Below are 11,810 nucleotides of genomic sequence, written 5' to 3'. Positions count from 1 at the left end.
GCACCACACTATGTCCCTGCTGAAGCGTATCCAAGATGTAAACAAGGGCGGCGCCGACAAGAAGTACGACGCCTTCGGCGCCGTGTTCGAGGTCAGCACCGCCGTGGAATCGAACGGCGCGGTCAAGCTGACCGGGAAGCTGCTGAACGAGAGCAACCCCAAGGTGAAAGCCGGCGAAGAGATCGTCGTCACCTTCCGCGGCGAGTCCGCGAGTAAATCCCTGACCAACTTCGTCAAGGGCAACGGCAAGAAGTCGCTGGCCGCCCCGGATGCCGCGAAGGGCACCTTCCTCACCCTGGAAGGTTGCTTCTTCAGCGACGAGATGGAGGATGGCAAGCGCGTACTCAGCTCGCGCTGGCTCAACACCCTGGCGTCCAGCAATGACACCGACCACGACAACCGCTCGTTCATCGAGAACATCCTGGCGACGGCGCCGCGTATCTCGTTCAAGAACCCCGCGGTGCAGCCGGGCGAGCCCGAGCGCATCACCCTGCCAGTGAACGCCCGTACCGTGACGGCCCGCGTCAAGACCGACCATGGCACCTTCGAGAAGGAGTTTCCCGTTACCTGGGCGGTCCAGAAGCTGGAGGCCCTCGGCCCGAACGACAAACCGCAAGTGCACATCGATACCGTGGAGCCGTCGAACGCCCGCAATGTGCGCAGCCGCCAGGATCTGGAAGAAGTCCTCGCCGAACAACTCGGCCGTGGCACCAAGGCGCTCGCGCTGCTGCGGGTGACTGATGGTGAAGATGTACTGACTCGTGCTGTGTACGTCGGCTTCAAGCGCGACGGTGACGAGTACGTGCCCGACACCGAGAAAACCCTGGAAGATCTGTTCAAGAACAACATCTTCAAGGGCATCCCGAACGACGACCTGTTCGCCGGCCTGGTCAATGGCGACGTGCGTGTGGAAAGCATTCCCGGCTACCGCATGAACTACGCCGGCGATCCGACGCAGGACAACAACGCAGCGTTCAAGCTGATCAGCGAGGTGAAGGCCGGTCGCACCCAGCGCTACGAAATGATTTTCGGTGAACAGGCAAACCTGTTCAGCAAGGTCATCCTCCCCGGCATCGCTCGCACCGACACGATCTCCGGCTTCTCGCCGTTCAACATCCTCGCCGACGAACCGGGCACCTACCTGGCGAACCAGTTCAGTACCCCTCTGGTTCGCCCGGGCGCCGAGCCGCAACCGCCGAAGCTTCCGGCTGAAGAAGCGCAGGAACCGGCCCCCGACTTCGCCTCGCTCGAAAGCGAGTTCGATACCGCGCTCAAGGGCGAGGAGGAGGCTCCGGCCGGTCCTCGTCCGTAACGCCTTCAAGGCAAGCAGTAGCCATTTCAGCCGCTTTCGAGCGGCTGTTTTTTACGCCTCCGGTAGTGATCGCCATGCAACCAGCCACCCCCACTCAAACCAAGAACCTCGTCAACTGGATCCAGCTCAACACAGATGATCCGGAAACGCGCTTGGTGGCAGTCAAGTTCCCTTCGGGTACCAAGCGCCTCGTGTTGGTAGCGAACCAGGATCTCACCAACGGCCAGCTCCAGGTGTTGGGCGAGCTGGGCTTCTATCGCAGTCGGTCGGGGTTCCTGGTTCGCGATGACCTGCGCTTCAGCCTGCAGCAGATCCAGAAAGCTTTTCCCAAAGCCCATCCGGTGAAGGTGCCGATGAACTGGGTGACTCGCATCATGCCGGAGCGCCCGGTTTCACCAGCTAGTGCGACTGTGTCCACTCCCAAGGTCTCTGCCCCGGCAATCAGCATCCCCCCGCAGGTTCCGGCGCAAGGCCGCGAACAGTCCGTAGGGAACGAAAGCGAAGACCGGCCCGACGAGGTTCTTCCGGTAACGGTCACCGTCAACAACGCGGTGATGTCAGCCCGGCCGCTTGGCATGAATTACCGTGGCCAGATGGTCTTCCTGGGTGAGGATGGACGCTTCATTCAGGGGCCAGCCCAACAGATCATTCGGGAGGCCGACAGCCGCGGTGCCACATTCCTGTATGGGGCAACTGCGGAGGACCTGGCTTTATGCGCCGATGGCTTGGTGAGGGAGATTGCCGGCGGCAAGGTCCTGCGGTTCGACGATCTGAAGCGCTTCAGCAGTATCGTGACGGAGATCCCTGAGGGGGCTGTTCTCTCTTCTCCTCGGGCAAGAGAGGTACAGGAGGCAATCGAGGCCGCGCTGGTTCGGCACATTCGCAAACAACCTGGGATGACGCCTAAAGCTGCCTACAGTCTGGCCATCAAGCTGCACGAAGGGCAACCGCCGCTGGCTGCACGTACCTCCGAATCCGTTGCTCTGCAGCAGTATTCGACGCCGCTTCCATTGAGTGTTGCTGTCCAGCAAATCGTTGGCGGCTTCAAGGGGCGTTCTGTTCTGGAGCCGACGATTGGCAACGGCTCGCTGGTATGCACCGTCAAGGACGCCGCCTTGGCCGGCGTCGAGCTCGACGCTCGGCGCCTTGATGCGATCCGGAGAGACCGGTCGGAGGCGAACCTCCAGCATGGCGATGCCACATCCTTCGACTTCCGCTCGCTTAATGGTGGCGGGGACTTCGATGTCGTTTTAAGCAACCCGCCATTTGGGGGCCTGCAGCCACCCCGCATGATGTCCGGGCTCAAGGTCAGCAGGGTAGACCACCTGATCATGATCCGGTCGCTGCAGGCGCGGGCGGACGACGGCGTAGGGGTCTATATCATCGGCGCGGACAGCTACCTTGACAGCCAGGCCGGGCTCGTCACAGGCGGTTCTCGGTATCTCTTCAACTGGTTGGCGGATCGCTACCAGGTCGACGCCGTCGAGGTGGATGGTGGGATTTACACCAAGCAGGGGGCTTCTTTCCCGATTCGTATCGTCGTGGTCGGGAGGAAGGAAGCCGGGCATGCCCAAGTGCCCGATCGGCTGCCGGTGCTGCTGGACCACGACGAGGTGTTCGAATGGGCTGCCGGCATGTACGAGAAGTATGGCCTGGCGGAGATTCGAACTCCTGAAATGGGCCTTCAGGAAGCGCTCAGCGATTCGGCCGTCGTCGAGCTCGATGGCGATGCCCCGGTGGAGGATCGCTCAGCTGAGCAATCCCATCCCCCAGTTGAGACGGAGTCCGGTGCGGCAAGGGCGGTCGCGCCGGTGGATCGCAGCGAGGAAGAAGAAAACTCGTACCAGTCGCCATATGCGGCTTTCAGCCGAGCCGGCGAGGCCACAGCGATGGTCCCCCGAAACCTGGCGACGCCTACCCGTATGGCTCTGACAGAGGTTGTGCGAGAAGAGGGCGATGTCGACGGTTTCGTGGCGGCTGAACTGGGGTGGTCCGTGGAGGAGTTGGGCGGCTATCTCTCCCCTGAGCAGGTTGACGCGGTGGCCCTGGCCATCAACTCCTTGCAGAAGGGGAGGGGCTTCCTGGAGGCGGACCAGACAGGGTTGGGTAAAGGGCGGGTGATGGCTGCCTTGGCCAGGTACTCGGTCCTGCAGCAGAAGACGGTTGTCTTCCTAACCGAAACGCCGACGTTGTTCACGGACTTCTGGCGGGACATCAGCGACATCGGATCGGCCGAGCTTTTCACGCCGATGATCGTCAACGATGGAGTGTCGATCTTCGATCCGATCTCTGGCAACAAACTGGTTCCAGCCACACCCAAGGCGGTGATCCAGGCCGCGCTCGATGGCGGGGTGGTGGATCCCGCCTACAACCTGGTGCTCGGTACTTATTCCCAGTTCAACCGGGACAGAGCCAAATCTTCGAAGGCGCGCTGGATCAGCCAGATCGCGGAGGGCAAAGCGTTATTGCTGGATGAAGCGCACAACGCGGCCGGCGAGTCGAATACCGGGCAGAACATCGGTCTCGCCATCGACAACGCCGACTTCGTCGTTTACTCCTCGGCGACGGCCATGAAGGCTGGCAAGAACGTGATGCTGTATTCCGAGCTCTTCCCCGAAACAGTGGATATGGGAGCGTTACCGGAGACGCTCGCCATTGGCGGCGAGGTTCTGCAGGAGGTGCTCTCGGGAATGCTGGCTCGGGACGGCGTGTTTATTCGGCGCGAGCATGACCTCAGCAATCTGGCATTTAGCACCGTCAGCGACGACGGGCGAGAGGAACGAAATCGATCGCTTTCGGACAAGCTCGCCGAGATCCTGGAGCTGATGAACTACTTGGCCGGCGACATCAATGAGTTGGTCAACAAGCGGAACAAGGAGATCAAAAAAGCACTTGAAGCCATTCCGGAGGTGGAGCGCAAAGGCAACCGGATGGGAGCGGTCAGCACCAACTTTGGGTCGCGCCTCTACGCGATTTACCGCCAGTTCATGATGGCCATCAAGACAGACCTCGCTGCTGACAGGGCTATCAAGGCCCTGGAAGAGGGCAAAAAGCCTGTCATCGTGTTGGAGAACACCATGGAGTCCCTCCTGGTGGACATTGTGGCCGACCTACGGCCTGGCTTCGATGACGTTGATGCCGAAGAGTTCGGAACCAGCCTGCAGGGCGAGACCGAACTGGATGGCTATCTCACCTTCCGGGATGTGCTGCACCGCATGCTGCATCGCCTGACCTACTACGTGGAGACCAACCGCTATGGTGAGGCCACCAAGGTCCCCGTGACCTCCGAAGAGTTCATGGATGTGGTTTCGACAGTGGACGGGTTGATCAATGACTTCCCGGATCTGCCGGTGTCGCCACTGGATGAGATCCGAACCCGAATCGCGACGGCTGGTTTCATCTGCGATGAGCTTTCCGGCCGCAAGCTGCAGATCCATCAGCGAGCAGGGAGCTTCTTTGCATCGCCTGTGCTTGAACGGCCCAAGGCGCAGATCGTGAAGGACTTCGTGACGGGCACTACCGATGCCCTTCTGCTGACACGTGCCGGCAGCACGGGTATCAGCTTGCATGCCGGCGAAAAGTTCCCTGACCAGCGGCGCCGGGTAATGATCGAGCTTCAGTCCGCCGCGGACGTGAACACTCGGGTGCAGTTCTTCGGTCGCGTCAACCGGAAGGGCCAAACGTCGTCGCCGGAAATCGAGACGTTGTCGTCGGGCTTGATCGGCGAGGCCCGGCCCATCGCGATGCAGAATTCCAAGCTCCGGAAGCTATCTGCCAATACAACCGCAAACCAGGACAACGCTGCTCTGGACCGATCGGTACCGGACTTCATCAATGCCATTGGTGACGAGGTCGCCTTCCGGTATTTGGAGGCCAATCCGCGAATTGCGCAGCGTCTCGACATCAATCTGGAGAATGAGGACGAGCGCGAAGAATCGTACTTCATCAACAAGCTGACCAGTCGGCTTGTGATGCTGCGTGTGGTCGAGCAAGAGCAGATCTACGAAGCGCTCACCAATGAATACCTCCGGGTCATCAAGGAGCTCGACGCCAAGGGCGTGAACCCCTTGAAATCGCGAGAGCTTGATGTGCGAGCGCGGGAGGTGGCGCGGGTGGTGTACGAGAGCGGGAATCCCCATTCCGATAGCGCATTCAATCAGCCGGTCTTCGCCAAGACGATCGAGTATGACGTCGCGCTGGATCCGATGAGGTCGGATGCCGTCAAGCGCCTGGTTCGTGAGGGTTCTGCTGCGGTTGAGCACTTCAGGATCAATCATGAGCGACGTCAGAACCAGGACTTCTTCCTTGCCCTCAAGGGGTTCCTTGCGGTCAACCGACGGAAGTTTCTGGAAACCGTTTTAGCGAAGGATTGCAAGTCGGTTGACGAGGCGTTGGCGGCTAAGAGGCCGAACTCTGTTCAGAAGATGATGCACCGCCTCAAGGTGCTTGATGGCGTCCTCGACGGACTGCAGGTCGGGGCCGTAGCCAGGTTTACCAACAACGACGGTGAAACTGATTTCGGCGTTATCGCTTCGATCGCCGTGCCTGACAACCCGAAACACATCCACCTGCTTGGAGGGTATGAGCTCAGCTTTGCAGTACCGGGCCGGCAAACGCTGATCGACCGGACGCTCTACAGCCTGCAGGACGACGTCCAGTTCCGGATCATGCCAAAGGCCGGATTGCTGGATGACCTCATGCTGCGGTTCGACACTGCGCCCGCAGGGAACGTGACATACCAGCGGCTGATTCTCGACGGCAACCTGTTCAAGGCCGCGCAGATCGCGGCTGCGGGCTCCATCGGCAGCAGCATCATTTACACCGATGAGCGGGGTGCGCGTCACCGCGGGGTGCTGATGGCCAGGGGCGTCGACCTCAAGCATTTGCAAAGCCTGCCAGTTCGCGTGGAAACGGCGGCTATGTGTGGTGAGGTACTCGACCGGTTCCCAGCGGTGAAGCTCACAACTTCGCCAGGCTTGAGCGATGACGACGAAAGCGAGATGCGTCTTTTCCTGCAGGACGGCATGGCCGTCATGGAGGTTCCCGGAAGCAAGGTCTGGGGCGGTCGTTACTTTGCGAACGAGGACCTGATCAAGGTTACCGGGCCTTTCGCCGGTACGCGGAAGGTGATGGTGGCCAAGTTTCCCACCGAAAACATCTCGAAAGCGATGGGGATTTTGTACAGGCAGGGCGTTTCGCTATATGCGGAATCCTCTTTGAGACAAGCTATTAACAATTTAAGAGGTGTCATATACTCTAATGAAAGTGAAAATGAAGAGCGCATGCGCGCTGTGAAAGCTTAGGGAGGCTGCATGACGCCATTCGAGAAATTCTGCTCCCGCATGGAAATGCCATCGGGTATCGGCCGCGAGCTGCCTTATGTGCAGCTCGGGTTTGTTAGCGCTGATCAAAGCACTGGGGCAGATGCCGCAGTTGAGTGGATTGAGGGTGATGACGAGCACCGGATCCGATTTTCGGTATCCGAGTGGAAAAAGGCCGAGGCCGGCGTCATCCGTGAGCCGGTAATGCAGGTCGAGTTTTCGGAAAGCTCCGGTGAGCTTTTGGTGCCCGCCGGTGAGGGTGGCGAAGTGATGGCCGATCTGCTGTTGGCCATGCAGGGTATGAGGGTGCTAGGGGGTGATGATGCAAGCGCGTAGAAGCATTGCCCTGGTATCACTCTCCCGCGGCCGAATCTTTGCCGCCGGATCCATTCGGGGGGTAGTTCAAGCTGTCCTTCAGGTACCGGCGAAGGTTCTGGATCCCGATCTTCATGCCAGTTTCCTTCTGAATGAACTCGCGGATATCGCTGGGGGTGAGACGCTCCTGAGCAAGCACCGCAATGGCGGGCTTGATCTCGTCAAGTTTGGTGCGGATTCGGTGAGAAAGGCCCCCGTTTTTTTCCCGAGCGAAGGTGCCGGCTTTTTTCACCAAGTCTTTCAGTTGTTTGTCCATCTGATGGACTCCTTTTTCGAACTCGTTTTGATGATACCAAACCTTCCGAACTCGGCTTGGAAACCGTTTCGCAATTGGCCAGTGGAGGCATCTTGAGATGAAAGTCTACGTCGCCGAGAAGCCAAAGCTGGGTAAGGCCATGGTTCAGGTCTTGTCAAAGACCTCGCCAATAACCAACAGGGGGGGGACTTTTGCGGAAGGAAATGGTTGGGCGGTTTGCTGGGCTGCGGGGCACATTTTTGCGCTCGAAGAACCCGATTACTACATCGGAGCTGCTTTCCCAGGCGCCCCGAAGGGTAAGAACGGCAAGTTCAAATGGAGTTGGGATCACCTGCCGCTCTTCCCTGGGCAGAGCGATTTACCAGGGTGGTCGATAGCGCTCGACTCCGAGAAAAAAGATCTGTTCAAGACGATCAAGTCTTTTGTCGCGAAGGCCACTGTGGTGGTCAATGCCGGGGATCCCGACCGCGAAGGGCAGTTGCTTATCGACGAGATCCTGGAGTTTCTGGGCAACCGGAAACCGGTGCGGCGCGTGCTCATTTCTGGTTTCGATGAGACGACTGTCGCGAACGGTTTGAAGGGGGAGTGCGACAACGCCGGCTTCATCGGTCTTCGTGACGCAGCGCGATCGCGCTCAAGGGCTGATTGGCTGGCGGGGATGAACCTCAGTCGTGCCATTTCCCTTCACGCGAAGGAATGTGGATTTCAAGGGTCGCACATAGCCTACGGCCGCGTGATGACCGCGTTGTTGGGGCTGATCGTCCAGCGTGACCTGGCGATCGAAAATTTTGTTCCCGTTGATTATTTCGCGCTTTCGGCGCGATTCAAGGTCACCAAAGGCGATTTCCGTGCGCGCTGGAAACCGTACCCCAGCCAGGCGGGGCTGGATGAAAGAGGGCGGCTGCTGGATCGGCGAGTAGCCGACCAGTTGAACACTGCGGTCCAAGGCAAGACTGGCAAGGTGGTCGAATACAGCGACACTGAAAAGACCGAGTCGGCCCCTTTGCCGTTCTCTGTCGACCAGCTGCAAATCCTGGCGTCGAAGAAATTCGGCTACAAGTCGGATGCGGTGCTGAAGGCCCTGCAGAGCCTCTATGAAAAGCATGAGCTCACCACCTATCCGCGATCCGACTGCCAGTATCTGCCTGAGAGTCAGCATGCTGATGCTCCTGAAGTGTATGCCGCCGTCACGAATAACCTGCAATTTGGTGCACCGCTGCAGGACATTGATCTAACTCGCAAGTCGCGAGCCTGGAACACGTCCAAGACTCCGGTCCACCACGCGATCATTCCCACTACGCGACGGGCCAATATCTCCGTCCTTTCGGGGATCGAGCAGGACCTCTACGAGGAAATCTGCAGACGCTATTTGGCGCAGTTCATGCCGCTTCATCGCTACCGCCAGGTAGAGGTAGTGGTCGAGGTCTCGGGGCAGCGCTTCGGTACCTCCGGCACCACCCCGCTTCTGCCGGGCTGGAAGGCCCTTTACCCGGGCATGAAAACGAAGAAGAAAGGGGAAGACGACAGCGGCGAGAACGACGTGCTGCCGCCGATGGCTGTTGGGGATGCTGCCCTATGTGAAGGCCTGGACATCACTGCGAAGAAAACCACGCCACCCGATCACTTCACTGACGCCACGCTGCTCGACGCGATGATCAACGTGCACAAGTACGTCACCGACGAGCGCATCAAAGCGATCTTCAAGCAGATGATCGATGACCGGAAAGCGGGCGAAGAAGAAGCCGCAGGCGGCCTGGGGACCCCTGCAACAAGGCATACCTTCGTGCCGAAGTTGGTCGACCTGGCCCAGGTGGAGTTCGTGAAGCCGAAGGGTAAGCAGAAGGAAGAATTCATCATCTCGACTCAAGCCGGCAGGGCGCTGATCCAGGCGCTGCCTGCCGAGATCGCGAAACCGGACATGACCGCGTTGTGGGAAACGGCGATGCGCGAGATCGAGGCGGGCAGAAGCACCATCGATCGATTTGAGGCGATGCAGCGCTCGTGGATTACCAAGGTGATCGCGGAGATCCGCTCCAAACCCCTGAATATCCCCTACACGGGGCCGGCGAAAGCGGGGGCAGGCAAAGGTGGAAGCTCGGGCCCTCGTGTCGCACCGGAGCCGGTCGGCAAGGCCTGTCCGCAATGCGGCAGCCAATTGATGAAACGAATGGGAGGCAATGGGCCGTTTATCGGCTGCGAGGGCTTCCGGTCGGGTTGCAAGTACACCGAACAAGTAGCCGCATAAGGGGCAGAGATGATGATCGGCGTGAGAGATCTGGTGATTGACGAGTTGCGTGCTGTCGCAGCCGTACCGAATGGGCTGGACCGCAACGTGTTGGTGCGGATCCAAGACAGCATCGCTGCCGACGTGATTTACCTGTACCGGGAGCAGCTGGAACAGATGATGAGACGCCAGGAAGTCGCGGGCCTGCCCGCAGCCATTGCGAAGCAAGAGCGGCAGGATTTTTTCGCCGAGCGACTGAATCTGGAATACCGCAATCGGGCGGCCAACGGCCAAGGCTTCAGTTTGCCGCTCTATGTCGAGTCGGCGAAGAACTTCTACCACCTGGAGATCCGGCGCCATTTGCAGCAGGTGCAGGACTACCTGGTCCATGGGCGGGCGGTGAACGAGCTGAACGCCGGCGCCGAGAGCATCCGTGAACTGCGTGCTCGGGATCCCAGCCTGAACGCCCTGGCGCACAAGGTGGCCGGTGGACTGAATGCTATCAACGAAACCCTGGAGCGCCTTTCTCGGGTGCAAACCGGGGCGGCCGCTCAGGTCAGTCGTGAACTGCGTAGAGAAATGCGTGACGGCCTGGTTGAGCTGCAGGAAGACCAGTTTGCGAATTCGCTGCTGTCCGAGGCGCAAATGTTGGCGGGAGTTCAGCGTATGAGCAACGAGCTGGAAGAGGGCGGGAATAGCCTGAAAGTCCGTTGACAATACGCAATAATAACAGAAAATAACATTTGCCAATTCAGATAGAGGTATCGCCATGACTGTTGCTCTGAATACCCAATTCACCTATCCGCAGGTCGTCATCCAGTCGGCCGTTCAGTTCCCCGCCGGCCACTATGTTGAGCTGGACGATATCGCGTTCGAGGCGAACGGCCTCGGCCGCAAAGTGGTCCAGGCTCAGTCGGTGACCGCGCATGGCAAAGAGTTTTCCGTCGCCTACCTCAACGTCGACGGAACCGGTTATGTGCCGATCCAGGACAGCTCCCGCCCTGTTGATCTGGGAGACCTGGATTCGATCACTCGTGATAACGCGGATCTATTTCGCGCCGTGCATCAAGCCTTCGGCGGAGCTGCGGATAGTTACAGCCACCTGGAACTAGTGGTCGCTCTCCGTAACGCCATTCACCAGGGTATCGCTCCTCTGAACTCGGCCGAGCTGAAGCGGATCGCCGGCGAGGCGCGTGTCTATGCGAAGCGTGCTTTGTGGGTTCACCTGAACTCGATCGAGGCGATCACTGATGCACCGATCAATTGGGCATCCAAAGAGCTGTAAGAACTGCCAATAGGCGAGGGGGGACGAATGCGGAAAGTAGTAAGCCCGGTGTTCCAGCCGATCGTGGACGCTCGGACAGGTGCTGTCTCGCATTACGAAGCCCTTGCCAGAACGAGGGGGGTCCGTTCCGGGCATGTAAAACTACTGCAGCTGGGCGAGGAATTCGGTTTCATCGACCTCATCGACTTCGAAGTGCTGCGGCATGTTTTCCGTTTACTGCGCGATCGGCCATATGTGCGCGTCGCTGTTAACGTGTCCGTGTTGACGATAGAAGAATCCTGTAACGAGCTGCTTTCGCTGGTGTTCAAGAATATGGATCTGGCACACCAGGTCGTTTTCGAGATCACCGAAACTGCGCAGATCAACGACATGCCGAGGATCCAGCAGTTCGTCGCGGCGGTTCGCCTATTGAACGCGAAGGTGGCCATCGACGACTTCGGCGATGGTTACTTTACCGCGCCGCTCGTGCGCGAAATCCAACCGGAATACCTGAAGCTGAGTGGCGACTTGGTTGCAAGGCTCTGCAGCAGCGGAGAGATCCTGCCTATCCGGGATCTTGCGCGCTCGTTCGGCGGTGAGTTGATCGCCGAGCATGTCGACTCCGAAGAAAAGCTCGCCCGGCTGAGGGAGCTGCGCGTGGGGCTCGTCCAGGGGTTTCATGTAGGCCCCATCCTGGAAGAGCTGCCCGATCTGCAGGAAAGCCGGCAGCTCGCTCTCGGTGTTGCGAGGATCGGGCTATGACATCCGCTCTGCCGGTTGTGCTCGACGAATACCTCTTGCACCGAGGTGAGCTCGATGGCGTGCAGTCTTGCGCCTTACTCTGGCTTGCGTCCGATTGGCCGTTCCACGATGCCGTTGTGCAGGTGGTGTCGAGGCCTCTCGACGTTCGACGTGATGTCCGGATCAAGAGCGAGGCCGGTGATATCGTCCTGCCGGCCGTGGAGAGTCAATGCCTTGAGATTATCGAGGCGGCGGGTCTTCACGTGCTTTTCCAGCCGCGGCCCGGAGTGACCGAGGTCCGGCATGTTCCGTTGTCC

Annotated in this window: 9 protein-coding genes; 7 read left to right on the top strand and 2 right to left on the bottom strand. The window is 59.4% G+C overall.

Annotation, left to right across the window (positions count from 1 at the left end; genetic code table 11):
* Positions 1-10 precede the first annotated feature (10 nt).
* The 3 genes from NA637_RS03855 (at position 11) to NA637_RS03845 (ending at position 6,969) form a co-directional block, all read left to right on the top strand.
* Positions 11-1,312 (top strand): hypothetical protein, encoded by a 1,302-nt coding sequence (locus NA637_RS03855; RefSeq protein ID WP_009684332.1) that lies wholly within the window; start codon positions 11-13, stop codon positions 1,310-1,312.
* 74 nt (positions 1,313-1,386) lie between these two features.
* On the top strand, positions 1,387-6,615 hold the full coding sequence (locus NA637_RS03850) for a strawberry notch C-terminal domain-containing protein (protein ID WP_009684331.1): 5,229 nt from the start codon (positions 1,387-1,389) through the stop codon (positions 6,613-6,615).
* 9 nt (positions 6,616-6,624) lie between these two features.
* Entirely contained in the window at positions 6,625-6,969 is a 345-nt protein-coding gene (locus tag NA637_RS03845) for a hypothetical protein (RefSeq protein ID WP_007975543.1), read from the top strand.
* Positions 6,970-6,985: 16 nt separating this feature from the next.
* On the opposite strand, the gene NA637_RS03840 is transcribed toward NA637_RS03845, so the two are convergent.
* Positions 6,986-7,264, bottom strand: a complete 279-nt coding sequence (locus NA637_RS03840; RefSeq protein ID WP_009684330.1) for a hypothetical protein — start codon at positions 7,262-7,264, stop codon at positions 6,986-6,988.
* A 97-nt stretch (positions 7,265-7,361) separates the two neighbouring features.
* On the opposite strand from NA637_RS03840, the gene NA637_RS03835 reads away from it, so the two are divergent.
* The 4 genes from NA637_RS03835 to NA637_RS03820 are packed head-to-tail and all read left to right on the top strand — an operon-like array spanning position 7,362 to position 11,514.
* Complete coding sequence (locus tag NA637_RS03835) at positions 7,362-9,509, top strand: DNA topoisomerase (RefSeq protein WP_023118088.1); 2,148 nt, start codon at positions 7,362-7,364, stop codon at positions 9,507-9,509.
* A gap of 12 nt (positions 9,510-9,521) precedes the next feature.
* Positions 9,522-10,202 carry a hypothetical protein gene (locus NA637_RS03830; RefSeq protein WP_009684327.1) on the top strand — a complete coding sequence of 227 codons (681 nt, stop codon included), beginning with the start codon at positions 9,522-9,524 and terminating at the stop codon, positions 10,200-10,202.
* A gap of 55 nt (positions 10,203-10,257) precedes the next feature.
* Positions 10,258-10,773: a hypothetical protein gene (locus NA637_RS03825; RefSeq protein ID WP_009684326.1), complete on the top strand. Its 516-nt coding sequence runs from the start codon at positions 10,258-10,260 to the stop codon at positions 10,771-10,773.
* Positions 10,774-10,800: 27 nt separating this feature from the next.
* On the top strand, positions 10,801-11,514 hold the full coding sequence (locus NA637_RS03820) for an EAL domain-containing protein (protein ID WP_009684325.1): 714 nt from the start codon (positions 10,801-10,803) through the stop codon (positions 11,512-11,514).
* Positions 11,515-11,588: 74 nt separating this feature from the next.
* Here the strand turns inward: NA637_RS03820 and NA637_RS03815 are convergent, their stop codons facing one another.
* Positions 11,589-11,798, bottom strand: coding sequence for a hypothetical protein (locus tag NA637_RS03815; RefSeq protein ID WP_023118086.1), 210 nt, complete (start codon positions 11,796-11,798; stop codon positions 11,589-11,591).
* Positions 11,799-11,810 lie beyond the last annotated feature (12 nt).

The organism is Stutzerimonas stutzeri (assembly GCF_024448935.1).
Classification (GTDB): domain Bacteria; phylum Pseudomonadota; class Gammaproteobacteria; order Pseudomonadales; family Pseudomonadaceae; genus Stutzerimonas; species Stutzerimonas stutzeri_AO.
The sequence above is the reverse complement of the archived record's forward strand: the minus strand, read 5'-3'. Positions and strand labels throughout refer to the sequence as shown.